The organism is Acinetobacter suaedae (assembly GCF_008630915.1).
Lineage (GTDB): Bacteria > Pseudomonadota > Gammaproteobacteria > Pseudomonadales > Moraxellaceae > Acinetobacter > Acinetobacter suaedae.
The window spans coordinates 1,278,969-1,303,542 of record NZ_CP043909.1; the positions used below are offsets into that span (position 1 = coordinate 1,278,969).

At 40.9% G+C, this 24,574-nt stretch carries 25 protein-coding genes; 20 read left to right on the forward strand and 5 right to left on the reverse strand.

The window, feature by feature from the left end; genetic code table 11:
• The first annotated feature begins 16 nt into the window (after positions 1 to 16).
• Positions 17 to 970, forward strand: coding sequence for an RDD family protein (locus F2A31_RS05995; protein ID WP_150025603.1), 954 nt, complete (start codon positions 17 to 19; stop codon positions 968 to 970).
• On the opposite strand, the gene F2A31_RS06000 is transcribed toward F2A31_RS05995, so the two are convergent.
• From F2A31_RS06000 to folE2, 4 genes are read right to left on the reverse strand one after another with little or no spacing between them, the layout of a single operon-like run.
• The gene (locus F2A31_RS06000; protein WP_150025604.1) at positions 953 to 2,308 is read right to left on the reverse strand and encodes a dihydroorotase; all 1,356 of its coding nucleotides are present in this window, start codon (positions 2,306 to 2,308) and stop codon (positions 953 to 955) included. The genes F2A31_RS05995 and F2A31_RS06000 overlap by 18 nt on opposite strands.
• On the reverse strand, positions 2,298 to 2,858 hold the full coding sequence (locus F2A31_RS06005; protein ID WP_150025605.1) for a gamma carbonic anhydrase family protein: 561 nt from the start codon (positions 2,856 to 2,858) through the stop codon (positions 2,298 to 2,300). The genes F2A31_RS06000 and F2A31_RS06005 overlap by 11 nt, the downstream gene beginning before the upstream one ends.
• Before the next feature lie 21 nt (positions 2,859 to 2,879).
• Positions 2,880 to 3,299, reverse strand: a complete 420-nt coding sequence (hisI, locus tag F2A31_RS06010; RefSeq protein ID WP_150025606.1) for a phosphoribosyl-AMP cyclohydrolase — start codon at positions 3,297 to 3,299, stop codon at positions 2,880 to 2,882.
• The gene (gene folE2 / locus F2A31_RS06015) at positions 3,293 to 4,195 is read right to left on the reverse strand and encodes a GTP cyclohydrolase FolE2 (RefSeq protein ID WP_150025607.1); all 903 of its coding nucleotides are present in this window, start codon (positions 4,193 to 4,195) and stop codon (positions 3,293 to 3,295) included. Before folE2 ends, hisI begins: the two co-directional genes overlap by 7 nt.
• Positions 4,196 to 4,305: 110 nt before the next feature.
• Between folE2 and F2A31_RS06020 the strand changes: the two genes are divergently transcribed.
• The 3 genes from F2A31_RS06020 to zigA are packed head-to-tail and all read left to right on the forward strand — an operon-like array spanning position 4,306 to position 6,663.
• Entirely contained in the window at positions 4,306 to 5,019 is a 714-nt protein-coding gene (locus tag F2A31_RS06020; RefSeq protein ID WP_150025608.1) for a D-Ala-D-Ala carboxypeptidase family metallohydrolase, read from the forward strand.
• A gap of 6 nt (positions 5,020 to 5,025) precedes the next feature.
• The gene (locus F2A31_RS06025; protein ID WP_150025609.1) at positions 5,026 to 5,424 is read left to right on the forward strand and encodes a transcriptional repressor; all 399 of its coding nucleotides are present in this window, start codon (positions 5,026 to 5,028) and stop codon (positions 5,422 to 5,424) included.
• 15 nt (positions 5,425 to 5,439) lie between these two features.
• A complete protein-coding gene (gene zigA, locus F2A31_RS06030; protein ID WP_150025610.1) occupies positions 5,440 to 6,663 on the forward strand; it encodes a zinc metallochaperone GTPase ZigA in 1,224 nt (407 codons plus the stop codon).
• 63 nt (positions 6,664 to 6,726) lie between these two features.
• Here the strand turns inward: zigA and pcaU are convergent, their stop codons facing one another.
• Positions 6,727 to 7,551 carry an IclR family transcriptional regulator PcaU gene (gene pcaU / locus F2A31_RS06035; RefSeq protein ID WP_100833791.1) on the reverse strand — a complete coding sequence of 275 codons (825 nt, stop codon included), beginning with the start codon at positions 7,549 to 7,551 and terminating at the stop codon, positions 6,727 to 6,729.
• A 250-nt stretch (positions 7,552 to 7,801) separates the two neighbouring features.
• Here pcaU and F2A31_RS06040 point away from each other — a divergent pair, with 250 nt between their 5' ends.
• The 16 genes from F2A31_RS06040 (at position 7,802) to F2A31_RS06115 (ending at position 24,424) form a co-directional block, all read left to right on the forward strand.
• Positions 7,802 to 8,488 (forward strand): 3-oxoacid CoA-transferase subunit A, encoded by a 687-nt coding sequence (locus F2A31_RS06040; RefSeq protein ID WP_150025611.1) that lies wholly within the window; start codon positions 7,802 to 7,804, stop codon positions 8,486 to 8,488.
• 11 nt (positions 8,489 to 8,499) lie between these two features.
• Entirely contained in the window at positions 8,500 to 9,153 is a 654-nt protein-coding gene (locus tag F2A31_RS06045) for a 3-oxoacid CoA-transferase subunit B (RefSeq protein ID WP_039047306.1), read from the forward strand.
• Between the two features lie 66 nt (positions 9,154 to 9,219).
• Complete coding sequence (gene pcaF, locus F2A31_RS06050; RefSeq protein ID WP_150025612.1) at positions 9,220 to 10,428, forward strand: 3-oxoadipyl-CoA thiolase; 1,209 nt, start codon at positions 9,220 to 9,222, stop codon at positions 10,426 to 10,428.
• 8 nt (positions 10,429 to 10,436) lie between these two features.
• Positions 10,437 to 11,792 carry a 3-carboxy-cis,cis-muconate cycloisomerase gene (gene pcaB, locus F2A31_RS06055; protein WP_150025613.1) on the forward strand — a complete coding sequence of 452 codons (1,356 nt, stop codon included), beginning with the start codon at positions 10,437 to 10,439 and terminating at the stop codon, positions 11,790 to 11,792.
• Positions 11,789 to 12,574, forward strand: coding sequence for a 3-oxoadipate enol-lactonase (gene pcaD, locus F2A31_RS06060; RefSeq protein WP_150025614.1), 786 nt, complete (start codon positions 11,789 to 11,791; stop codon positions 12,572 to 12,574). Before pcaB ends, pcaD begins: the two co-directional genes overlap by 4 nt.
• Before the next feature lie 42 nt (positions 12,575 to 12,616).
• Positions 12,617 to 13,969 carry an MFS transporter gene (locus F2A31_RS06065; protein ID WP_150025615.1) on the forward strand — a complete coding sequence of 451 codons (1,353 nt, stop codon included), beginning with the start codon at positions 12,617 to 12,619 and terminating at the stop codon, positions 13,967 to 13,969.
• Between the two features lie 26 nt (positions 13,970 to 13,995).
• A complete protein-coding gene (gene pcaC, locus F2A31_RS06070) occupies positions 13,996 to 14,409 on the forward strand; it encodes a 4-carboxymuconolactone decarboxylase (RefSeq protein ID WP_150025616.1) in 414 nt (137 codons plus the stop codon).
• 10 nt (positions 14,410 to 14,419) lie between these two features.
• Positions 14,420 to 15,145: a protocatechuate 3,4-dioxygenase subunit beta gene (pcaH, locus tag F2A31_RS06075; protein WP_150025617.1), complete on the forward strand. Its 726-nt coding sequence runs from the start codon at positions 14,420 to 14,422 to the stop codon at positions 15,143 to 15,145.
• Positions 15,146 to 15,157: 12 nt separating this feature from the next.
• Positions 15,158 to 15,787 carry a protocatechuate 3,4-dioxygenase subunit alpha gene (pcaG, locus tag F2A31_RS06080; protein WP_150025618.1) on the forward strand — a complete coding sequence of 210 codons (630 nt, stop codon included), beginning with the start codon at positions 15,158 to 15,160 and terminating at the stop codon, positions 15,785 to 15,787.
• Between the two features lie 83 nt (positions 15,788 to 15,870).
• Positions 15,871 to 16,704 (forward strand): type I 3-dehydroquinate dehydratase, encoded by an 834-nt coding sequence (gene aroD, locus F2A31_RS06085; RefSeq protein WP_171490562.1) that lies wholly within the window; start codon positions 15,871 to 15,873, stop codon positions 16,702 to 16,704.
• A gap of 18 nt (positions 16,705 to 16,722) precedes the next feature.
• On the forward strand, positions 16,723 to 18,183 hold the full coding sequence (locus F2A31_RS06090) for a right-handed parallel beta-helix repeat-containing protein (RefSeq protein WP_150025620.1): 1,461 nt from the start codon (positions 16,723 to 16,725) through the stop codon (positions 18,181 to 18,183).
• 58 nt (positions 18,184 to 18,241) lie between these two features.
• Entirely contained in the window at positions 18,242 to 19,570 is a 1,329-nt protein-coding gene (locus F2A31_RS06095; protein WP_150025621.1) for a carbohydrate porin, read from the forward strand.
• A gap of 17 nt (positions 19,571 to 19,587) precedes the next feature.
• Complete coding sequence (locus F2A31_RS06100; protein ID WP_150025622.1) at positions 19,588 to 22,011, forward strand: glucose/quinate/shikimate family membrane-bound PQQ-dependent dehydrogenase; 2,424 nt, start codon at positions 19,588 to 19,590, stop codon at positions 22,009 to 22,011.
• A gap of 153 nt (positions 22,012 to 22,164) precedes the next feature.
• Positions 22,165 to 22,665, forward strand: a complete 501-nt coding sequence (gene uraD, locus F2A31_RS06105; RefSeq protein ID WP_150025623.1) for a 2-oxo-4-hydroxy-4-carboxy-5-ureidoimidazoline decarboxylase — start codon at positions 22,165 to 22,167, stop codon at positions 22,663 to 22,665.
• Entirely contained in the window at positions 22,665 to 23,000 is a 336-nt protein-coding gene (gene uraH / locus F2A31_RS06110) for a hydroxyisourate hydrolase (RefSeq protein WP_075315401.1), read from the forward strand. Before uraD ends, uraH begins: the two co-directional genes overlap by 1 nt.
• A gap of 47 nt (positions 23,001 to 23,047) precedes the next feature.
• The gene (locus tag F2A31_RS06115) at positions 23,048 to 24,424 is read left to right on the forward strand and encodes a nucleobase:cation symporter-2 family protein (protein WP_150025624.1); all 1,377 of its coding nucleotides are present in this window, start codon (positions 23,048 to 23,050) and stop codon (positions 24,422 to 24,424) included.
• The last annotated feature ends 150 nt before the right edge of the window (positions 24,425 to 24,574 follow it).

Below are 24,574 nucleotides of genomic sequence, written 5' to 3' on the forward strand. Positions count from 1 at the left end.
CATAAGGGAAAAAACATTGTCTTTGAATACACCTTACATCGCTGGTTTTTGGCGTAGATTGTTTGCTTTCATCCTAGATGCGTTACTTATCAGCATGTTTTGTGGGCTGATTGTTAGTATTTTCTCGAATTTCCTACATCAGCACCCAAATATTTCTATTCTGGCAGGGTATATATATGTCATTTTATATTTCGGTTTATTAAATAGTCATTTAAACGCTGGAAAAACTGTTGCGAAACAGCTTTTAAAAATTGAAGTCATTAGTTTGGATGGTAAACACCTTTCAGTTCCCTCATCTATGGTGCGTGCAGCAGTTTTATTTGCACCTATGTGTTTAATGTCTTTAAGTGCATATTTCTCGAATGCTATCTTTTCTTGGGGTATTGGTCTCTTATTAATCTGTTTACAAGCTCTAATTGTATATTTCTATATTTTTAACCGAAAAAATCGCCGTTCAGTCCATGATTTTATATCAAAATCGATAGTCATTAATGCTCAGCAAAATCATAATGATCCACAAATACCAAGCATGTGGGCAAAACATAAAATCTTTGCAGCCTTAACGGTACTTGTTTGTTTAGTGAGTGGAATATCTTCGGCAGTCTCTCAAGAGCAGAATAATGAGATGACGAATATGCAACTTAAAGAGATGCAACCAGAAATTCTTCATATTAAACAAATTTCTGATACGAATTTTAATTTTTTCGACATTCAAATAAATCGCCCTAAAAAGCTCAATAATCCTTTTTTTGCACAACAATTTGTAGAAAACTTACAAAGGATCAATCCTGTATTGATCGATGAGAGAAATGAGATTTTCTTAATTTTAAGAACTCAACTTCAATTTGGTCTAGTTTCAACGGGGCAATATAGTACTTACACCGTTGAGCAGACCAGAACTGGACTAAAAGTTGTAGAGCAAGCGAGTTCGGAGTTTAATCAAATATCCTTTCTATCGATCAATTTCTAATATTTTTCCTCGGCAATTCAAAAACAATTGATTCTGATGCCATGCCAGTTGCCCTGAAACAATGGTCGTATCAACTTCATAACGAAAGGTTTTTTCTTGGAATGGACTCCAACCACAATGCATATAATTTTTTTGATCTTTGACTGCAATTCTATACGTATTTTCTTTGAGTATGACGAGATCGGCCCAATAGCCCTCACGAATATAACCACGATCTTTGATCTTAAATAAATCGGCAACTTGATGAGATGTCTTACGCACCATCATTTCGATACTGAGTTTTCCATCTGCAATCAGTTCCATCAATGCAGGCACAGCATGTTGTACCAGTGGCAGACCTGAAGGCGCATTCATATAGGATTGTTGTTTTTCATCCCAAGTATGTGGTGCATGGTCGGTTCCAATAATATCCAAACGATTACTGTTTGAAATCGCATGGATCAAAGCTTCTCTATCTTGTTGAGTTTTGATGGCGGGATTACATTTTATTAAATGCCCAAGAGTAGCATAGTCAGAATCATCAAAACTAAGATGATGGATACAGACTTCAGCTGAAATATGTTTTCGATTTAAAGGCAGATCTTTAAATAAACATAATTCTCTGGCTGTGGTCAGATGTAAAACATGCAGTTGAGTACCGTATTTCTCAGCTAAGGAAACAGCAAGTCGAGAACTTTCAAAGCAAGCCTGTTTATCTCGAATTTTAGGGTGCATTGCTGCTGGAATATTTTCACCATATTTTTCCAAATATAGTTTTTCCTGTTCTTTAATCCGAGGCGTATATTCACAATGGGTCAATAAGATAGTCGGTACATTGGCAAATAAACGCTCTAAAATTTTAGGATCATCGACCAACATATTGCCTGTTGATGCACCCATAAAGACTTTGACACCACTGACTAATTTAGGATCAAGTTGTTCAATAATATCTAAGTTTTCAGAACTCACGCCAAAATGAAATGCGTAATTTGCCATGCTATGTTGCGCTGCGATCTGCTTTTTTTGTGCCAGTGTCTCTAAGTTCAATGTCGCAGGATTGGTATTGGGCATATCCATGTAACTAGTAATACCACCAATGGTTGCAGCCATAGATTCAGAGGCAATATTGCCTTTTTGTGGTGAACCTGGATCTCTGAAATGCACTTGATCATCAATCATGCCTGGGATTAACCAAGCACCATTGGCATCTATGGTTTTCGCATTGAAAACGCCCGTGATATTGCTAGCGATTTTCTCGATTCGTCCATCTTGAATCAGTACATCGGCAATAAACTGTGTATCTTCATTGACTAGGTTGGCATTGCGAATAATGATCTTGGGAAATTGTCTAAAATTCATTGTGTAATGCCTTATATCCTTTGACTAACTCGATATTGGTGCTTACCACACTTTCAGAAAATTCACTGATCGCAACATCAACAGGCGGATATTGGCTTAAATCCGTTTTAGGATGGATATAGCTCATGGCAGGAACATAAAAGTGACTCGGTAAATCACGACCGTCGACCACTGCATTGTGTCGGATCGCACTATGATCACCGACTTTACAGTTAAACAAGACACTGTTAAAACCAACAAAAACATGGCGGCCAATTTCACAAGGACCATGAATAATCGAACGATGTGCAATCGATGAGTTTTCACCAATTGTCACCGCAGCGCCTGCTTTTGAATGAATCACCACACCATCTTGGATATTGGAGTTTGCACCGATAATGATTGGTTCCATTTCGCCATGTTCATCAGTTTCATCAGCACGAATTACGGCATAAGGACCAATAAATACATTGGCATGTACGATGACTTTGCCGCAGATAATCGCGGTTTGATCGACATAAGCAGATTGATCGATAACAGGCAAATGGCCAGATGGATTTTTACGTAGCATAGAATTACCGCTTAAAATAAGTTAAATCACAGGTTGAGTTAAAATCGTCACTTGATCTGTATTTAGACCAAGATAAAAACAAGTCGGGCGTAGGGTATGGCAGGCTGGACCATTCTGATTGACGAAAAACAATAGGCAGTCGCCATCACAATCGAGTCTGGCATCCGTCAAATATTGACGATGTCCTGAACTCTCACCTTTACGCCATAAACACTTTCGTGAGCGCGACCAATAACACACTTGTTTGGTCTGCAAGGTTTCGATTAAGGCGTCTCGATTAACCCAAGCCATCATCAATACATCTTTACTTGTTTGATCTTGAGTGATCGCTGGAACTAGACCATCTTGGTTCCATTTGATCTGTTCAAATACAGCTTCAAAATCAAATTTCTGCCCTAAAAACCCATGTTCCATCTGTTCGAAAATAGAATGCTTTACCATTGCCATGAACCTTGAGCCACAGCATCATGCGCATGCAGGCTTTCTGCATGAATGACTTTGAAATTAAAGCCTCTAATACTTTTATGATTTAAAAATGTGCCATATAGCCGTCGTAAGGCATCTTCACAAAACATCAGGTTTTGACCATTGGCAATTGCAAACGCTTGTTCATCAATACGTTTAACGGCAGTCTGAACAGGTGTCATGAGAGCTTGTTCAGCCTGATTGATAAATAAAATCAGTGGGATATGTTGGATATTTTGATCAAGTCTGAAATTAAGAATCGCAAAGCTTCTTTGACTATGTGGTGTTGCAGCAATCGCATCTGTACTGCTTAGCCAATCTAAAATTTCCTGCTGATCTAAACGAATGTCTTGATTGTTTAACGCCGATTCAAAACGTTGTTGAATAATGTTTCTTGCAAGAGCAGCCGAGCATGGGCAGGTTGATGAATAGGGAATCTCAACTTTTAGTTCTGCTAAAAACTGCCCATCTAAAAGTTGGCATGACAAAACAAAAGGATAACTTTTCCAACCTGAAAGCTTGCTGATCAATGCAGGTCGTTCGATATACAGTTCGCTATGAATTTCAATTTTTGCATGTTTGGATAGATCACGATGACTTTCTAAAAAGTCTTGTAATAATGACTGCAGATCGATCAAGTTCAAATTTTTAATCGAACTCAGTTCTAATAGTCGCGTATACAAGCGTGACATATGAATCCCTTTGGCTAAGGGATCGTCCAAACTGACATAAGCATTGATTTGACTTTGACATAGCGTATTTTCGATACGAACGGGTAATGCAATTTTTTCCATGCCAACCCAATCTAGGCAATGGCTATAAGCTTTGGGTAAAGTCGATTCAGCTGAAATATCTGGAAGAGCGAGATTCATTTGTCTAATGGCTTACGTTGTAATGTTTGTTGTAATGTTATAACATAACAGTAAGCATCGACAAGCGCGTTGCGAAGTAAATTCGATTTAAGTGATGCTGGCGAATCAAAATGAAAAAAATCTACATGCTCGGATTCATTTGTGGTCTGTCTGCTTGTCAGTCTTCGTATCAAGAGATCCGACCGCAACCTCTACCAAAACTTGAATCGAAACATACGATTCCCAAAGTGATTCTGCAAGAAAAGCGTATCCCATCTTCGTATCTCCAGTGGGCAATGCAGGCTCAGCATCAACAGCAAATTCAAGCTTATAAAAACTTCTTGAAAGCCCAAGGGATTGATTCTTTTATTCCAGATTTTGAGTTTTTTCAAACAGCGAGAGATTGGCAAAAGTGTAATTACGCTGAATATGAAGTTCCACCCAGAGAACTCTGGAATAACAGCATTCCGACTTTAAAGATTCTGAAGCAATTGGTCGAACAAAAACGCATTGATCAGTTTACGGTGACATCTGTGTATCGAAACTATGCATTGAATCGGTGTGCAGGTGGGGCGGGTGGATCTAAACATGTGTTTAATGCCGCACTGGATTTTCGTATAGGTAGTGAGAATCCAGATTCAATTGAACAAATCCGTATCGAAAGTACCAAAAAGAAGCTTTGTGAATTCTGGATAGAGCAAGGTGAAGCATTAAATATGGGTTTAGGTGTGTATGCATCAGGACAAATCCATATCGATACAGCAGGCTATCGTACATGGGGAGTCGACCATCGGTACACTTCCTCACCTTGTATGAATAATTCTTTTAATAATAACAATGAGTAAATTGCAATGAAGCTAACGATCGCCCAACAAAATATTTTAGATATTTTAAAAACAGAAAATAAAGCCATGAGTGCTTATGAGTTATTGGAAAAGGCAAAACCTTATGGCTTTCAAGCGCCAATTCAAATCTATCGAATTCTGAAAAAACTGTCAGAACAGTGCCTGATCGTAAAACTAAATACCTTAAATATGTATGTGCTAGACCAAGCCGAAATTTCAGCGAGTTATCGGCTTTTTACTGTGTGTACCGAATGCCAAAGCGTGCAAAGTATCGACATTCCACAACTTAAAACCTGTGTGGAAAGCACCATCCAAGCCAAACAATTCAATCCAAGATACCCATATTTAGAAGTATTGGGTCAATGTTTCTCATGTCTTTCCAAACATGAAACTCAACATATTTAATCAGTGAGAACGCCAATGAATCATTCTTTAGCCACTCCAAGCAAACTTCCTGTGACCGTCCTATCTGGTTTTTTAGGTGCAGGAAAAACCACGTTGCTCAATCATATTTTGAACAATCGTGAAGGGCGAAAAATCGCCGTGATTGTCAATGATATGTCTGAAGTGAATATTGATGCGGCTTTAGTTCGTGAGGGCGGTGCTGAATTATCACGTACAGATGAAAAACTGGTGGAAATGAGCAATGGTTGTATTTGCTGCACCTTACGAGAGGATTTGTTGATTGAGGTACGTCGTTTGGCTGAAGACAATCGCTTTGATCAATTGGTGATTGAATCAACAGGGATTTCTGAACCGTTACCCGTTGCAGAAACATTTACCTTCGAAGATGAAAATGGTGTTTCACTAAGTGAATTTGCACGTTTAGATACCATGGTAACTGTAGTTGATGCTTATAATTTTTTAAAGGATTATAGTTCGCTGGATAGCCTAACTTCACGAGGTGAATCATTGGGGGAAGATGATGAACGCAATGTGGTGGATCTTTTAATCGACCAAATTGAGTTCTGTGATGTGATTGTATTAAATAAAGTTGATTTGATTAATCGTGAAGAAAAAGAAAAATTATTTGGCATTTTACATTCACTCAATCCAAGAGCGAAAATTGAAATTGCTGAATTTGGGCAAGTGAAGCTAGATAAAATTCTAAATACCAATTTGTTCGATTTCAATGAGGCGGCTCAAGCGCCTGGTTGGTTGAAAGAACTCAGAGGTGAGCATACACCTGAAACCGAAGAATATGGCATAGGTAGTTTTGTTTATCGAGCAAGAAAGCCTTTCCATCCACAACGTTTTTTTGATTTTGTAAATTCTGAATGGAAAGGTGTGATTCGTTCAAAAGGTTTCTTTTGGTTGGCTTGTAATCCAGAGTTTGCAGGGTCTTGGTCGCAAGCAGGTGCGATGGCTCGACATGGGGTAGCAGGGTATTGGTGGGCAGCCGTACCAGATGAACATTGGCCAGAAGATCAACATAGTCGTGATGCAATTGAAAGAAATTGGGATGATTTAACAGGTGATGCTCGACAAGAAATTGTTTTGATCGGTATGGATATGGATCAAGACGCACTAACGGCGCAGTTTGATGCTTGTTTATTAACAGATGACGAAATGGCACTTGGTGCAAAAGAATGGGAGCAGTTTGACAATCCATTTACGGGTTGGACAGATATGATTTTAAAGTAATTCGAGAAAATAAAGTTAAGCTCTAATTTACATTTCTATTTAAATTAGAGCTTCTTTTATGCTTTAGATCACATGTCTTAAATCTCGAGAAGTTTCCAGTAGTAATGGCAAAATGTGAGTAATTAAATAATCTTTGGTCGTTCGCATGGTTGGCGATACGATATTCAACGCTGCAACAACATCAGCATTTGAATCATAAATCGGCACCGCAACAGCGTGTACACCCAGTTCATGCTCTTCACATGAATAGCACCAGTCTTGCTCTTTGATTTCATGCAGTAGCGCCAAAAACTCCTCACTTTCGGTATGCGTATATTTAGTAAGTCGTTTAAGAGGATATTTCTCTAACCATTGTTTCTGCTCATCTAAATCAAGATGGGCAAGTAAAATTTTACCTGCTGATGTGGCATGAGCGGGCAACCGATTACCTAGATGTAGACCATATGGGTTAACGCGATCCGTTTGTTGATGTGCCGCACTTCGTGCGATGGTAATTGCTTCATATCCATCTAACACCATCACTGAATAAATAAGTGAGGTCTGATTGGTCAATAAATTTAATAACGGTTGACAAATTTTGGGGAGTGGGGATCCATCTAAGTAAGCACCTGAAAATTTTAGAATTTTAGGTGCAAGATAGTAATAATGTCCATCAAACTCCAAATAGCCTAAGTATTCCAAAGTAAGTAGATGACGTCGAGCAGCGGCACGTGTCATGCCTGTCTTTTCAGCAGCTGTACTGATATTTAGACGATGACGTTCTGGACCGAAACACTCTAGGATGGTTAAACCTTTAGCAATACCTGCGATAAAATCTTCATGTCGAATTGACTTCTTATTCTCACTGTGATGAATCAATCGAACAGTTTTTTCTTGATCATGATCCATATGATGATAACTCCAATCTGCAATTTCAGTTGCTCATTTCCATTCTAATCAAAAGCTGACTGTTTTACTTGGATAATGTTCGATCATCGAACATAAAATATATATATCGAACAAAATACACTTTAAAGCATAGAAGTGCGTCCAAAATTTATCAAGAATAAATACAAGCAATCCGAACAGAACACTCAACTTCATTGGCCCGTTTTTCGGCCTGAAAGATTGAGTGACTTATCGTACAGGAAGTAGTCAGATGATTGATAAGAGTACAGCCTCATTGGTTGAGGTTTTATCCCAAATAAAAGATGGATCGACCATCATGATCGGTGGCTTTGGAACCGCAGGACAACCTGCTGAACTCATCGATGCTCTGATTGAACTTGGAGTTAAAGACCTTGTCATCGTCAATAACAATGCAGGTAATGGCGATTATGGTCTTGCCAAACTCCTAAAAACAGGTGCAGTCCGTAAAATCATCTGTTCTTTCCCTCGTCAGTCTGATTCATGGGTGTTCGATGAACTCTACCATGCAGGCAAGATCGAATTAGAACTCGTCCCACAAGGCAATCTCGCTTGCCGTATCCAAGCCGCAGGTATGGGGTTAGGAGCTGTATTTACACCGACTGGCTTCGGAACATTATTGGCTGAAGGCAAAGAAACTCGTCATATCGATGGTAAAGACTATGTACTGGAATATCCAATCAAAGCTGATTTTGCCTTGATCAAAGCTCACAAAGGCGATCGTTGGGGCAATTTAGTTTTTAATAAATCAGCACGTAACTTTGGACCGATCATGGCCATGGCTGCAGATGTCACCATCGCTCAAGTCTCTGAAGTAGTAGAACTTGGTCAGCTTGATCCTGAACACATTATTACCCCAGGGATTTTTGTTCAGCATGTGGTTGCTGTTGAAGCAAGCTCACCTGTCGCTGCGCAATAAGGAGAATAACAATGAGCTATCAAAAACTCAGCCGTGACCAAATTGCAGAACGTGTTGCACAAGATATTCCTGATGGTGCCTATGTCAATTTAGGTATTGGCTTACCCACTAAGATTTCAAATTACTTACCTGCGGATAAAGATGTTTTTCTACATTCTGAAAACGGTTTATTGGCATTTGGCCCACCACCAGCCAAAGGTGAAGAAGACCCTGAGCTGATTAATGCAGGCAAAGAGTATGTGACCATGCTCACAGGGGGATGCTTTTTTCATCATGGTGATTCCTTTGCCATGATGCGTGGTGGTCATTTAGATATTGCGGTACTGGGTGCATTCCAAGTCGCAGCCAACGGTGATCTTGCCAATTGGCATACAGGTGCAGCCGATGCGATTCCTGCTGTCGGTGGTGCAATGGACTTAGCTGTAGGTGCAAAGAAAGTGTTTATCACTACAGATCATGTCACCAAGCAAGGTGAACCGAAGATTGTTGAAACCTTGTCTTATCCTGCAACGGGTCTGAAATGTGTTGATCGTATCTATACCGATCTGTGTGTGATTGATGTGACCACAGAAGGTTTAAAAGTGATTGAGAAAGTAGATGGTCTGAGTTTTGAAGAACTACAGGCTTTGACGGGTGCTCAATTGATTGATGCGACACAGGGATAGATTGACCTCTCCCTAGCCCTCTCCTAAAAGGAGAGGGAAATTGGGTAAATCTAAGGGAAAAACAATATGAAAAACGCTTATATCATTGATGCCATCCGCACCCCATTCGGACGCTATGCAGGTGGTTTAGCACCTGTTCGTGCTGATGATCTCGGTGCAGTTCCGATTCAAGCCTTAATGCAACGTAATCCAACTGTGGATTGGCAACAAGTCGATGATGTGATTTATGGCTGTGCCAATCAAGCAGGTGAAGATAACCGTAATGTCGGTCGTATGTCTGCGCTGTTAGCAGGTTTACCCTATCAAGTCCCTGCAACCACAGTGAACCGTCTTTGTGGTTCATCTTTAGATGCCATTGCCATGGCTGCACGTGCGATTAAAGCGGGTGAAGCAAATCTCATCATTGCGGGTGGTGTCGAAAGCATGAGCCGTGCACCCTATGTGATGGGTAAGTCGGACAGTGCTTTTGGACGTAGCCAAAAGATCGAAGACACCACCATGGGTTGGCGTTTTATCAATCCAAAGCTCAAAGAAATGTATGGTGTAGACACCATGCCACAAACCGCTGAAAACGTAGCGGAACAATTCAATATCAATCGTACCGATCAAGACCAGTTTGCCTTGGTGAGCCAACAACGTACTGCAGCAGCGCAAGCCAAAGGCTTTTTTAAACATGAAATCGTTCCTGTCACGATTCCTCAACGTAAAGGTGATGCGGTTGTTGTCGCTACTGATGAACACCCACGTGCATCGACCACGATTGAAGCATTAACGAAACTCAAAGGTGTTGTGAAAGCAGATGGAACAGTGACTGCGGGTAACGCTTCAGGCATTAATGATGGTGCAGCAGCACTATTGATTGCCTCAGATGAAGCAGTTGCTCAATACCAACTTAAGCCTCGTGCCAAAATCATTGCCGCCACGACAGTGGGTGTTGAACCCCGCATCATGGGTTTTGCCCCTGCACCAGCAATCAAAAAGTTACTGAAACAAGCCCATCTGACCTTAGAACAAATGGATGTGATTGAGTTAAACGAAGCCTTTGCAGCTCAAGCTTTAGCGGTGACTCGTGATTTAGGTTTGGCAGATGATGATGCCCGTATCAATCCAAATGGTGGAGCGATCGCTTTAGGTCATCCACTGGGTGCATCGGGTGCGAGATTAGTGACCACCGCGCTGAACCAACTTGAACAGATCAAGGGACAATATGCTTTGTGTTCGATGTGTATCGGCGTGGGTCAAGGCATTGCTTTGATTATTCAGCGTGTTGAGTGAGGTGTGAAATGAGCCAGTTATATGCCAGCTTGTTTTATCAATCAGATGTGACCGCTATTTTTAGTGATCGTTCTTTATTGAGTTATATGATCCAAGCTGAAGTGGCTTTGGCGAAGGCGCAAGCGCAAGTCAATGTAATTCCTGCATCTGCGACCACCATTATCGAACAGGCAGGGCAATTTGCATTAGATAAAATTGATTTAGATGCTTTAGCTATAGCAACAGGTCTAGCGGGAAATATTGCAATTCCACTGGTGAAGCAATTTACAGCCATTGTAAAGCAGCAAGATGAACAAGCTTCACGTTATGTGCATTGGGGCGCAACCAGCCAGGACATTATTGATACAGCAATGATTTTGCAGTGTCGTGATGCTTTAGCTTTAATTGAAAAACAACTTCAATCTGCATATCAAATTTCTCTGCAACAAGCTGAACGTTACCGTGACCAAGTGATGATTGGGCGTACATGGTTGCAGCAAGCTTTGCCGATTACATTAGGACATAAGTTCGCACGTTATGCGGCAGCATTAAAACGTGATCTCGATCGTTTGCAGGCAATGAAAACTAGAGTGTTCACCGCCCAGCTTGGTGGAGCTGTAGGATCACTGGCTTCATTAAAAGAACAAGGCTCTATTGTTGTTGAAGCCTATGCAAATCAATTAGGGCTAACAGCGCCTGAATGCACTTGGCATGGTGAGCGTGATCGTATTGTAGAGATTGCTAGTCTGCTTGCCATGATTGTGGGCAATGTTGGCAAGATGGCAAAAGATTGGTCGCTATTGATGCAGACTGAAATCGCTGAAGTTTATGAACCAACAGCCAAAGGGCGTGGTGGTTCATCGACAATGCCTCACAAGCGCAATCCTGTTGCAGCCGCTTCAATTCTTGCAGCTGCAAATCGCGTTCCAGCGCTGATGGCTAGTGTTTATCAAAGCATGGTTCAAGACCACGAACGTGCTTTAGGTGCATGGCATGCGGAATGGTTAGCGATACCTGAAATTTTTCAGTTATGTGCAGGCGCATTAGAGCGTAGCAATGAAGTATTACAGGCTATTGATGTGAATGCCGAAGCGATGAAACACAATCTTGACACGACTCAAGGTTTGATTATGGCTGAAGCAGTCATGATGGCACTTGCTAGCAAGATTGGGCGTTTAAATGCTCACCATCTAGTTGAGCATGCATGTCAGCAAGCAGTCGCACAAGATACTCATTTAAAAAATATTGTATCGAATCTAGATGAAGTGAAAGAACATTTTTCAGTACAAGCTCTAGATGAGATTTTTAAGCCCGAGTCTTATTTGGGCAATATCCAAATGCAAATTGATTCTGTTCTCAAAGCAGCTCAAGGAGATTCAAAATGATGATCAATATTCATAATCGTCAAGGATATCAACTTGCAGTGCAAGTGCAGGGTCAGAAAGATGCTCCAGTGATTGTGTTTTCTAATTCGCTTGGAACCGATCATGGGATGTGGCAAGCACAGGTTGAAGCATTGTCAGAACAATATCAAATTGTAACTTACGATACACGTGGTCATGGTATGAGCCGTGTGATTGAGCAAAGCACTTTGCAAAACCTTGCTGAAGATGTAGTGGATATTCTAGATGCACTCAGGATTGATAAAGCACATTTCTGTGGAATTTCAATGGGAGGCATCACTGGATTGTATCTCGCGATTTATCATTCAGATCGTTTTTTGAGTGTCACAATCGCAAATTCTGCCGCAAAAATTGGAACTGCCGAAGCATGGAATAATCGTGCGGATAGTGTAGAGCAACACGGTTTGGCAGAGCTTGTTAAAACCACACATACTCGCTGGTTTAGTGAGCATTTTGATTATGCTCATGATGTTTTAGCACAGAAGACCATTCAAAGTTTATCTGTTACGCCTGCACAAGGGTATGCCAATGCATGTCGTGCTTTGGCAGAGGCAGATCTAAGAGATCAACTTCAGCAGATTCATATTCCAACTTTAATTATTGCTGGTCAATTTGATCCTGTAACGACGGTTCAAGATGCTGCTTTTATGCATCAGTCTATTTCGCAAAGCCAGCTTGAGATTTTGGCAGCTTCGCATTTATCGAATATCGAGCAGCCTCAGGTCTTTAATCAAGCATTGTCTAAGTTTATTCAGAAAATATAACCGGTTCAGGTTTGAAAGGAATTCGCCTACAAGGAGGCAACCATGGCACAGGAATTTGCTGCTCCCAAAAATAGTATGGATGCACAGAAACTGATTGATTATGCACCAATCAGTAAATATCAGTGGTTAATCGCAATTGTTTGTTTTCTTATCGTTTTTGTAGATGGAATTGACACTGCAGCGATGGGGTTTATTGCTCCCGCATTAACACAGGATTGGGGCGTTGATCGTTCACAGCTTGGACCTGTAATGAGTGCAGCTTTAGGCGGCATGATTATTGGTGCATTAGTGTCAGGTCCCACAGCCGATCGTTTTGGCCGCAAGATTGTTTTGACCGTTTCCATGTTGATTTTTGGAGGCTTTACGCTTGCTTCTGCCTACGCAACTAATTTGGATCAGTTGGTGGTATTACGTTTTTTAACGGGTATTGGTTTGGGTGCAGCGATGCCAAATGCAACCACACTATTCTCTGAATATTGCCCAACGCGCGTACGTTCATTAATGGTGACTTGTATGTTCTGCGGCTATAACTTGGGGATGGCAACGGGTGGTTTCATTAGTAGCTGGCTTATTCCCAATTATGGTTGGCATAGCTTGTTTTTGTTGGGTGGGTGGACACCATTATTTTTGATGCTTCTGGTGATTTTTTTCTTACCTGAGTCTTATCGCTTTTTAATTGTGAAAAATAAGAACCCTGAGAAAGTTCGTCAAATTTTAACACACATTGCACCTTCACAAGTTCAGGGGGTAACTGAGTTCCACATCCCTGAAGAACAATCAAATGTAGCACAGAAGAAAAATGTGTTTGGCATGTTGTTTTCAAGACAATTTTCCAAAGGCACAGTTTTATTGTGGTCAACCTATTTTATGGGGTTGGTTGTGATTTATCTACTGACCAGTTGGTTACCAACCTTAATGCGTGAAACTGGGGCAACGTTGGAACGTGCTGCATTTATTGGTGGTTTATTCCAATTTGGTGGTGTACTCAGTGCTTTATTCATCGGTTGGGCAATGGATCGTTTTAATCCAAATCGAATTATTGCAGGTTTTTATTTCGCTGCTGGTTTATTTGCCATAGCAGTTGGTCAAAGTTTAGCAAATCCAACATTGCTTGCTGTTTTAGTTCTCTGCGCTGGTATCGCGATCAATGGTGCGCAATCAGCAATGCCAGCTTTAAGTGCTCGTTTTTATCCAACCCAATGTCGTGCAACAGGCATTGCATGGATGACAGGCATAGGTCGTTTTGGTGCTGTATTTGGTGCTTGGATTGGCGCAGTGTTACTTGGGAATAATTGGTCGTTCACTATGATTTTAAGCATGTTGTTTATTCCAGCAACGGCTGCTGCTGTGGCGATCTTTGTGAAATCTCTAGTTGCGCATACGGACGCAACCTAACTTTCTTTCAATTCGGGACAACGTCAATGAATGATGAACAACGTTATCAACAAGGTCTGAAAGTCCGTACAGAAGTACTGGGTGAAAAACATGTCGGGCGTTCTCTAGAGAACCTAAATGACTTTAACCAGGATTTTCAGAATTTTATTAGTCGATTTGCTTGGGGGGAAGTGTGGTCACGTGAGGGTTTACCACGCCATACCCGCAGTTTAGTCACCATTGCCATTTTATTGGCATTGGGGCGAGAAGATGAACTCAGGATGCATTTACGTGCTTGTTTTAACAACGGCGTGACTAAAGATGAACTTAAGGAACTGATTTTACATAGTTCGTTGTATGCAGGCTTACCTGCTGCAAATGCTGCAATGCATATGGCAGAAGAAGTCTTTAAGGAAATTGGAATCGAAGTGCAACCCGTTTCGGCACAACCACAGGATTAAGGAGATAGGCATGTTCAATCATACATTAGGTGCATATCCGCAACGTAATACAGATGATCACCCGCCAGCATATACACCAGGCTATAAAACCAGTGTATTACGCTCACCAAAAAATGCGTTGATTTCGATCAATGAAACTTTAACGGAAGTGACTTCGCCACACTTCTCACCGAACCTTTTTGGTCCTAAAGACAATGATCTGATTTTGAACTATGCCAAAGAGGGCTTACCTGTTGGTGAACGGATTATTGTGCATGGATATGTGCGTGATCAGTTTGGTCGTCCTGTTAAAAATGCCTTATTAGAAGTATGGCAAGCCAATGCTTCAGGTCGTTACCGTCATCCAAATGATAAATTTATTGGTGCCATGGATCCGAATTTTGGTGGTTGTGGTCGTACTTTAACGGATGAAAATGGGTTTTATATTTTCCGTACTATTAAACCTGGTCCATATCCATGGCGTAACCGCATTAATGAATGGCGTCCAGCGCATATTCATTTCTCATTAATTGCAGATGGTTGGGCACAACGTTTGATTTCGCAGTTCTATTTTGAAGGCGATACATTGATTGACTCTTGTCCAATTTTGAAAACGATCCCATCTGAAGATCAACGTCGTGCCTTAATTGCGTTGGAAGACAAAAACAATTTCATTGAATCAGATAGCCGTTGTTACCGCTTTGATATTCATCTTCGTGGTCGTCGTGCGACTTATTTTGAAAATGATTTGACTTAATGGAGTAACACAATGAACGCGTGGAATTTTCAGGAATTGAAAGAAACCCCATCACAAACAGGTGGTCCTTATGTACATATTGGTTTGTTACCACAACAAGCCAATATCGAAGTGTTTGAACACAATTTTAACAATCAGTTGGTGAGTGAAAAAACGCAAGGTCAGCGTATTCGTCTTGAAGGACAAGTATTTGACGGACTAGGTTTGCCATTAAGAGACGTGTTGTTGGAAATTTGGCAAGCCGATGCCAATGGTGTTTACCCAAGCCAAGCGGATACGCAAGGTAAGTCTGTTGATCCAAACTTTTTAGGTTGGGGACGCACGGGTGCAAACTTTGAAACAGGTTTTTGGAGTTTCAACACCATCAAACCGGGTGCAGTAGCAGGTCGTAAAGGCACAACCCAAGCGCCGCATATTGCGGTGGTTGTATTTGCGCGTGGCATCAATCTTGGTTTGCATACTCGTATTTATTTTGATGATGAAGTTGAAGCAAATGCCAATGATCCGATTCTAAACAGCATTGAGTGGGCGACTCGTCGTCAAACCCTAATTGCAAAACGCACAGAAGTGGATGGTGAAGTGGTGTATCGCTTTGACATTCGTATCCAAGGCGAAGATGAAACAGTGTTTTTTGATATTTAAAGTTTTTAAATTTTAACTGAATAACCAATGATTGCTTGTTCTTGTGAAAGACAGGCAATCCATTAAGGACGATGATGATGAAAATGAAAACACTGGCAGCATTAACGCTGCTTGTTTACCCTTTATTTACGGTTCAAATGGCATACGCTCAAGAAAATGTTCATAGCCCAGTTCAATTGGCTGAGCTTGCCAAGTCACCAGTTAAAACGATTGTACCGATTACTGCAAAAACTAAAGAACAAGCGATCGCTCAAGCTAAAGTGATTGCAGCCAATCAAGATGCAGATCTAGCAGAATTTCGTATTGATCTGCTCGATTTTGCTGCTGATACCAAACAGGTAATTGCTTTAGGACACGAATTAAAAAAGGTATTAGGTAATAAACCAGTGATCGCGACCATTCGTACCCATAACGAAGGTGGCCAACTCACTATTAGCGATGCTGATTATGGCAAGACCTATCAAGCCTATTTAAAACAGCCTTTTATGGACATGCTGGATGTTGAAATGTTCCGTGATCAGCAGGTCGTCAAAAATACAGTTCAATTGGCACATGATAAAAAAGTACTGATCGTGATGTCGAATCATGATTTTAAGAAAACGCCAAGTGAAGATGAAATTGTTAAACGTTTACTGCAACAAGATGAGCTTGGTGCAGATATTTTAAAAATCGCAGTGATGCCACAAAGCAAACAAGATGTTTTCACCTTGATGAATGCGACATTAAAAGTCAGCCAACAATCTAAAAAACCATTGCTGACAATGTCGATGGGCAAACTAGGCACAATTTCACGTATTGCGACAGCCAATATGGGGGGCAGTTTTAGCTTCGGCATGATTGGTGAAGCATCAGCACCCGGTCAAATTGATGTGACCCAATTGAAACAGCTGTTAAAAACAGTGCAGCCGACAGAATAATTGAAAAGGATTTTTAAAATGAAAGTTATTTCTTTACGTTTAAGCGCGCTCGCAATCGGTTTAGCAGTATCAGGTATGGCAGCAGCTGAAACTTACATCGTAGACCGTTATCAGGATGACACTGAAAAAGGTTCACTGCGTTGGGCGATTGAACAAGCCAATAGCAAGCCGACAGAAGCCAGCGAGATTCTAATTCAGGCAGTAGGGAAAGCACCTTATGCCATCAAGGTAAATAGCCCACTTCCTGAAATTAAAGCACCAGTCAAAATCATTGGTACGCAATGGACGAAAACAGGCGAACATATCGCTATTGATGGTTCAAATTATATTAAAGGTCGTGGCGTTGAGGCGTGTCCCGGCGCTGTAGAAGGGCAATATGGGACGAATGTACGTACAACCACTTTACCGGGAATTGTGCTACGTGACATTAATAATGTGACCATCCAAGGTTTAGAAATTCGTCATTTTTGTATCGGTATCTTGATGAATCGTGCCAGTAATAACCTGATTCAACATAACCGCATTATGCATAACTATGGTGGTGCGGGCGTGATGTTGACTGGCGATGATGGCAAGGGCAATCCAACAGCAACCACCACCAATAACAACAAAGTTCTTAATAACTATTTCCAAGACAATGGTGATGGATTAGAGCTAACCCGTGGTGCTGCATTTAATTTAGTTGCGAATAACCATTTTATTTCAACTTCAGCAAATCCAGAGCCATCACAAGGGATTGAAATCCTTTGGGGTAATGACAATGCAGTGGTAGGCAACAAGTTTGAAAATTATTCAGATGGTTTACAGATTAATTGGGGCAAACGTAACTATATCGCCTATAACGAGCTAACCAATAACTCATTAGGATTTAACCTAACTGGGGACGGTAATATTTTAGATAGCAATAAAATTCATGGCAATCGTATTGGAATTGCGATCCGTTCTGAAAAAGATGCCAATGCGCGTATCACACTAACAAAAAATCAAATTTGGAATAATGCGAAGGATATTAAACGCTGTGAAGCAGGCGGAAGCTGTGAACCAAACCAACGTTTAGGTGCAATCACTTTTGATATTCCTGGATTAGAGCATGCACATTTTGTGGGTTCTCGTGGGCATGGTGTCAAGATTGATCCTGCAAATCTACAAAAAACTTGTCAGCAGCCAAATGAACAAGGTTGTAATCCACAACCAAACCAAGCCATTCAATCACCAAAACTGACACTCTCAAAAGGTCAACTTGCTGTTGAAGTAAAAGGACAACCAAATCAGCGTTATCAAGTCGAATTTTTTGGAAACTCGGTCGCTAGTTCAAATGAAGCTGAACTTTATTTAGGTTCAGCGATTGCTGTTACCAACGCTCAAGGTGTAGCAAAAGTTTCATGGAAACCAACTGCTCAAGTTGCCTCTATAACTGCCAATGTGACGGATCATTTAGGCGCTACATCTGAACTGAGTTCAGCCGTGCGAGTCAAATAACAATAAAAGTAGCACCTTTCATGGGGTGCTACTTAGTAGAAAGACAAGGAATTTATCGATGAAACAGCATTCACTTTTATTTAAAACGACGTTACTGACATTTTCAATTTTATCTGTACAGCATGCTTTAGCCGATCAACCGTGGACACAAGATCGTCAATGGTTATTGGGTGATTGGAATGGCCAACGCCAACAACTGGAACAAGAGGGTTATAAGTTTACCGCATCGATCATGAGTCAAGCAGCGACCAATTTGGATGGTGGTTATAACGATAGCAATAGTTTTGAGAATGCTGCACAACTTTCTTTAGGTGCAAATTTTGATTTAAATAAAATACTCGGTTGGGAAGATACCACGGCAAATATTTTAATTACCAAGCGTGATGGTAATGCTCTGACTTTGGAAAGGATTAAAGACCCACGCTCAAGTGCATTAAGCAACTCGCAAGAAATCTATGGTCGCGGCAAAATCTGGCGTTTATCGCAGGCATGGATTAAAACAGGTTTTGTTGATAATACGGTTCAATTCAAAATTGGTCGAATGGGCATGTCTGAGAACTTTAATGGTTCTCAATGTGAGTTCCAAAATTTATTGTTATGTGGAAGCCAACTCGGTAAATCGATCGGCTCGATTTGGTACAACTTACCTGTTGGCTTGTGGGGCGCAAATGTGAAATACCAGTTTGCACCTGAGTGGACGCTCGGTGTAGGTGTTTATGAAGTTAATCCTGATAACGTTAAAACCGATAAAAATAGTGATGGTTTTAACTTGGATATGAATAATGTCAAAGGGGCAACTATTCCAGTAGAACTGGCTTGGAAACCTAAACTGGCAGCCTTTAATGGTTTGGCAGGTGAATATAAAGTTGGTGCACTTTATTCAACTGCTGAGGCAAATGACATCGCGATTGCAGATAAAGTGCATGATAGCAAACATAGCTTTTGGCTTAATGCTCAACAAAAGTTAACACAGAAAGGCGATGATCCAAAACGTGGTTTATATGCCAGTGTTAATGTCGTCGTAAACGATAAAGAAACAACAGCAGTTCGAAGTACGCAACAACTTGCACTTTGGTACAAAGGTGCTTTTGATCAACGACCAAATGACTCGATTGGTTTGGGGATCGCAAATTACATAGTCAATGATCGTTATAAAGATCGTCAAATCGATATCAATCATAGTCGTGGTTACGACCAATATGATGCATTCGCAGCAGATTATGTTCCTGTTCAACGAGATGAGCTCAATGTTGAATTGAACTATACCTATCAATGGTCACCAGCAATTATGTTACGACCAAATCTACAATATATCCATCAACCTGCGGGTGTGAAAGAGGTGGATGATGCTTGGGTTGCTGGATTGAGCATGCGAGTGAATTTTTAATTTAGGAGTATGACCCCATGTCAGAATCTACCAACAGTCATACCATATTAAAAATATGGTGCTTCGTCTTAGGTCTAGCTTTATTGCTTACTGGACTATTTTTCACTGTAGGCGGCGCTAAGCTCGTCTCACTTGGCGGTTCATGGTATTTCATCATTGCAGGACTATTCACCCTAGCATCTGCGATTTTTATTTTTAAGAAGAAAGCACTGGGTGTTTGGTTATTTGCGATCGTTTTTGTCGGTACAGTTATTTGGTCTTTGATTGATGCAGGTTGGGAATTTTGGCCGCTATTCTCGCGCCTAATGTTTCCAGCAGGTATTTTTGCTGCATTGATGTTTACCCTGCCATCAATTCGCCGTTATCAATTTCAGACAGGTGCGGATTTACCTGCTTATGCTGTAGGCGCATTGACTGTTGTTGGTATGATCATTGGTTTTTATCAAATGTTCCAACCCCATCCAACCGTTGCTGCATCGGGACAACAATTACCGTTGGTGCCTGTTCAAACAGATATGAAGCAAACCAATTGGCAACATTATGGTCAAGATGCAGGAGGGAGTCGCTTCGCAGCTTTAGATCAAATTACCCGTGACAATGTCCATCAGTTAAAAGAAGCATGGCGCTTTCGTACAGGTGATTTTACAACGGGTTCGGGCAATGGTGCAGAAGATCAAATGACACCATTGCAAGTTGGAAATAAAGTCTTTTTATGTACACCACATAACAATATTTTTGCTTTAGAAGCAGATTCTGGTAAACAAATCTGGAAGGCAGAGGTTAACTCCAAGGCGGATGCTTGGGAACGTTGTCGCGGTGTTGCTTATTTCGATACAACTCAACCCATTCAACAACCAAGTTTAGCGGGTGCTACACCTATACAAACGGTTGCAACCAATACTGCATGTTTACGTCGTGTTTATACCAATACTCCTGATGGACGTTTAATCGCGGTGAATGCGGATACGGGAGAGCGTTGTAAAGATTTTGGCGTGGAGGGTACAGTTGATTTACATAAAGGATTAGGTGAGGGCACCAAAGCACCTCGTTTCCAAGTTACCTCAGCACCAACGGTGGCAGGATCAGTCTTAGTTGTAGGTAGTCGTATTGCTGATAACTTTGCTGCAGACATGCCGGGTGGGGTAATCCGTGCATACGATGTCATTACAGGTGAATTGCGTTGGGTATTTGATCCACGTAATCCTGATCCAAATTATATGCTTAAAGAAGGTGAGATATATAAGCGGAGTTCTGCTAACGCATGGGCTGCATTATCTTATGATCCTGAGATGAATACCGTATTTTTGCCAATGGGTAGCTCATCTGTTGATGTGTGGGGAGGTAATCGCCAACCTTTGGATCATAAATACAATTCATCAGTATTGGCTTTAGATGCAACCACAGGTAAAGAGAAATGGGTTTATCAAACTGTCCATAATGATTTATGGGATTTTGATTTGCCGATGCAACCGAGTCTTGTTGATTTCCCAATGACGGACGGAACAAATAAGCCTGCGGTGGTAATTGGAACAAAATCAGGTCAGTTCTTTGTTCTTGATCGGCTAACAGGCCAACCTTTAACAAAAGTGATTGAGCAGCCTGTTAAACCTGCCGATATTCCTAATGAGCAATATAGCCCGACGCAACCTCGTTCAGTAGAAATGCCGCAAATTGGCAATCAAACAATTACTGAATCGGATATGTGGGGCGCGACACCATTTGATCAACTGATGTGTCGTATTAGCTTTAAATCTATGCGTTACGAAGGTTTATTTACCGCACCAGGAACAGATGTATCTTTAAGTTTTCCGGGTTCTTTGGGGGGGATGAATTGGGGAAGTATCGCGTTTGATCCAAGTCATCAATACATGTTTGTGAATGATATGCGTCTGGGTTTATGGATTCAGTTGATTAAACAAACACCTGAAGATTTGGCACTTGAAGCAAGTGGTGGAGAGAAAGTCAACACTGGAATGGGCGCCGTTCCAATGAAAGGGACACCTTATAAAGTAAATAAAGATCGTTTCTGGTCTAAATTCAATATCCCATGCCAAAAACCACCGTACGGTACAATGACAGCCATTGATATGCGGACACGTCAAATTGCTTGGCAAGTACCAATGGGAACAGTTGAAGATACAGGACCTATGGGCATCAAAATGGGGCTTAAAGCACCAATTGGAATGCCAACGATTGGAGGGCCAATGGCAACCCAAGGTGGTTTAGTATTCTTTGCTGCGACTCAAGACTATTATTTACGTGCGCTTGATTCATCAACAGGGAAAGAGTTATGGAAATCTCGTTTACCAGTCGGTAGCCAAGGTACGCCGATTAGTTATGTTTCACCTAAAAATGGTAAACAGTATGTGATGATCACAGCAGGCGGTGCACGACAATCTCCTGATCATGGTGATTATGTGATTGCATATAGCCTAGATTAAGTTCAATTCAATCTTTAAAAAGCTGCAATAGGTTAACTGTTGCAGCTTTTTTTATTTTACGATTCAAACATTATTCTTAAATTGGCACATTCATTGCTTAATATAAATAGATCTGGTCTGACCAGTCTGACATTGGTGCAAGTTGGAGCAAACATGGATTTGGAACAATTCAATTCATTAAATAATGAGCAGGCATTTGAAGCATTAAAATCATGCGTTCATATTCAATCATGGATTCAGAGCATTATTCAGCAACGGCCTTTTGGTTCAGTTGATGAGTTATATCAAACGGCTGCTTTACAGGCTCAAACATGGCAATGGTCAGAAATATCAGAAGCGCTTGCGCAACATCCACGAATTGGTGAAAAAAAAGCTGCTACGACTTTATCGGAAAGAGAGCAGCAGTTTTCACAAAAAGAACAGGCTCAGCTTGGTGCAGATCAAGATATTCAACAAGCACTGTATCAGGGCAATTTAGCTTATGAGCACAAATTTGGTCATATTTTTTTAATTCGTGCTGCAGGGCGTTCAGGAACTGAAATGCTCGCAGAAATTAATCGACGTTTAGAAAACTCAGTTGAGTTGGAGCAGTTCGAAGTCAAACAACAACTCAGTGAAATCGCGTTAATCCGTTTAAAGCAGGAGATTCAATAATGGCGGGTATAAGTACACACATCCTAAATGCTTCATTGGGTAAACCTGCTGCGGGGGTTTTCGTTGAATTATTTAAGCAAACCTCCCAAGGTGATGTATCGGTGGATAAACAATTAACCGATGCGGATGGTCGTATTAAAGCATTCGCTATTGATTCATTTACACCAGGCAATTATCAGCTCATTTTTCACATTGCCGATTACTTTCAATCTATGGAGGTTGAAAGCTTTTATCCGAGAGTATGTATCGATTTCAAGGTAAGCGAAATTCAACAACATTATCACGTGCCTTTATTGATCAGCCCATTTTCTTATTCCACCTATCGCGGTAGTTAATGACTCGCGATGTAGAAAGTATAAATTTTTATTGAGGAAAGGCCACCATGCACAACGATAAAATGCACAGTGAACCTCGTGCAACCGTTTCAGCGGAACATCAATATTTAGGAATGAATAAAAACATCATTTATGGACTGCAACATGTGCTGACGATGTATGGTGGAATTATTGCACCACCCATCATTATTGGTGCTGCCGCAGGTTTAGATGCCTCGGAAATAGGTTTATTGGTTGCTGCTGCGCTCTTTGTCGGAGGCATTGCAACAATGTTACAAACCTTGGGCTTTAAGCATTTCGGTGCAAAACTGCCGATTGTTCAAGGAGTCTCTTTTGCAGGTGTTGCAACAATTTTGGCAATTGTCACCACAGGCGGAGGATTAGCTTCAGCATTTGGCGCAGTCATTGTTGCATCATTGATTGGTTTATTACTGGCACCATTCTTTTCAAAAATTATTCGGTTTTTCCCTCCTGTGGTGACTGGCTGTGTAATTACCATGATTGGTATTTCTTTATTGCCCGTTGCGATTCGTTGGATGATGGGTGGCAATCCCAAAGCAGAAAATTGGGGCGATCCAGCAAATATTGGTTTAGCTGCGATGACTTTAGCGATTGTCATTATTTTCAGTATGTTAAAAAGTCAGTTAATGCGTCGTCTGGCGATTTTAATTGCGATTGTATTAGGTACGATTATCGCTTCATTGGCTGGTTTTGCAGATTTTTCCAAAGTCGCTAGCGGTTCAATGTTCGCTTTTCCTCATATCTTCCATTTCGGGATGCCTGTATTTGAATTTACTGCCATTCTTTCTATGGTAATCGTAACCTTAGTCATTATGACTGAGACTACAGCGGACATTATCGCAATTGGTGAAATTGTTGGAAGCAAAGTTGATTCTAAACGGATTGGAGATGGTCTACGCGCTGATATGTTGTCTAGTGCAGTTGCCCCAATTTTTGGTTCATTTATGCAAACTGCATTTGCACAAAATGTGGGATTAGTTGCAATTACAGGGATTAAAAGCCGTTTTGTGGTGGCAACCGCTGGAGGGATTCTTGTGGTACTTGGACTATTACCAATCGTTGGGCGTTTAGTGGCTGCTATTCCAATGCCGGTATTAGGTGGAGCCGGTATTGTGTTGTTTGGTACAGTGGCCGCAAGTGGTATCCGCACATTGGCAAAAGTTGATTATAACGATCATAAAAATCTGATTATTGTCGCAACCTCATTGGCAATTGGAATGATTCCGATTGCAAACAATGAGTTCTATGCACAGTTTCCAAAATGGGTTAGTACGCTATTACATTCTGGAATTAGCTCAGCATGTATCACTGCCATTTTGCTCAATATTTTATTTAATCATTTACCTTTCGCCAAAAAATCGGTGGAAACAACCACATTACCTATTAATTCTGGCCACTCATAGCTGTATAGAAGTGGCTTGATTTTCCAAATCCATCACACGTTTTAAACATCAACCATTAAAAAATTACTTATTCATTTTTGAATAGGTCTAGGGGAGCTTTTGATTTTAAAAATCAAAGGTTGGGGCTTTGACGACTTAAAAATGAATTGA

Excerpts from the sequence above, each read along its gene's own strand:
- F2A31_RS06000 (WP_150025604.1), bottom strand. The coding sequence starts at position 2,308 with ATGAATTTTAGACAATTTCCCAAGATCATTATTCGCAATGCCAACCTA.
- F2A31_RS06005 (WP_150025605.1), bottom strand. The coding sequence starts at position 2,858 with ATGCTACGTAAAAATCCATCTGGCCATTTGCCTGTTATCGATCAATCT.
- hisI (WP_150025606.1), bottom strand. The coding sequence starts at position 3,299 with ATGGTAAAGCATTCTATTTTCGAACAGATGGAACATGGGTTTTTAGGG.
- folE2 (WP_150025607.1), bottom strand. The coding sequence starts at position 4,195 with ATGAATCTCGCTCTTCCAGATATTTCAGCTGAATCGACTTTACCCAAA.
- F2A31_RS06020 (WP_150025608.1), top strand. The coding sequence starts at position 4,306 with ATGAAAAAAATCTACATGCTCGGATTCATTTGTGGTCTGTCTGCTTGT.
- F2A31_RS06025 (WP_150025609.1), top strand. The coding sequence starts at position 5,026 with ATGAAGCTAACGATCGCCCAACAAAATATTTTAGATATTTTAAAAACA.
- zigA (WP_150025610.1), top strand. The coding sequence starts at position 5,440 with ATGAATCATTCTTTAGCCACTCCAAGCAAACTTCCTGTGACCGTCCTA.
- pcaU (WP_100833791.1), bottom strand. The coding sequence starts at position 7,551 with ATGGATCATGATCAAGAAAAAACTGTTCGATTGATTCATCACAGTGAG.
- F2A31_RS06040 (WP_150025611.1), top strand. The coding sequence starts at position 7,802 with ATGATTGATAAGAGTACAGCCTCATTGGTTGAGGTTTTATCCCAAATA.
- F2A31_RS06045 (WP_039047306.1), top strand. The coding sequence starts at position 8,500 with ATGAGCTATCAAAAACTCAGCCGTGACCAAATTGCAGAACGTGTTGCA.
- pcaF (WP_150025612.1), top strand. The coding sequence starts at position 9,220 with ATGAAAAACGCTTATATCATTGATGCCATCCGCACCCCATTCGGACGC.
- pcaB (WP_150025613.1), top strand. The coding sequence starts at position 10,437 with ATGAGCCAGTTATATGCCAGCTTGTTTTATCAATCAGATGTGACCGCT.
- pcaD (WP_150025614.1), top strand. The coding sequence starts at position 11,789 with ATGATGATCAATATTCATAATCGTCAAGGATATCAACTTGCAGTGCAA.
- F2A31_RS06065 (WP_150025615.1), top strand. The coding sequence starts at position 12,617 with ATGGCACAGGAATTTGCTGCTCCCAAAAATAGTATGGATGCACAGAAA.
- pcaC (WP_150025616.1), top strand. The coding sequence starts at position 13,996 with ATGAATGATGAACAACGTTATCAACAAGGTCTGAAAGTCCGTACAGAA.
- pcaH (WP_150025617.1), top strand. The coding sequence starts at position 14,420 with ATGTTCAATCATACATTAGGTGCATATCCGCAACGTAATACAGATGAT.
- pcaG (WP_150025618.1), top strand. The coding sequence starts at position 15,158 with ATGAACGCGTGGAATTTTCAGGAATTGAAAGAAACCCCATCACAAACA.
- aroD (WP_171490562.1), top strand. The coding sequence starts at position 15,871 with ATGAAAACACTGGCAGCATTAACGCTGCTTGTTTACCCTTTATTTACG.
- F2A31_RS06090 (WP_150025620.1), top strand. The coding sequence starts at position 16,723 with ATGAAAGTTATTTCTTTACGTTTAAGCGCGCTCGCAATCGGTTTAGCA.
- F2A31_RS06095 (WP_150025621.1), top strand. The coding sequence starts at position 18,242 with ATGAAACAGCATTCACTTTTATTTAAAACGACGTTACTGACATTTTCA.
- F2A31_RS06100 (WP_150025622.1), top strand. The coding sequence starts at position 19,588 with ATGTCAGAATCTACCAACAGTCATACCATATTAAAAATATGGTGCTTC.
- uraD (WP_150025623.1), top strand. The coding sequence starts at position 22,165 with ATGGATTTGGAACAATTCAATTCATTAAATAATGAGCAGGCATTTGAA.
- uraH (WP_075315401.1), top strand. The coding sequence starts at position 22,665 with ATGGCGGGTATAAGTACACACATCCTAAATGCTTCATTGGGTAAACCT.
- F2A31_RS06115 (WP_150025624.1), top strand. The coding sequence starts at position 23,048 with ATGCACAACGATAAAATGCACAGTGAACCTCGTGCAACCGTTTCAGCG.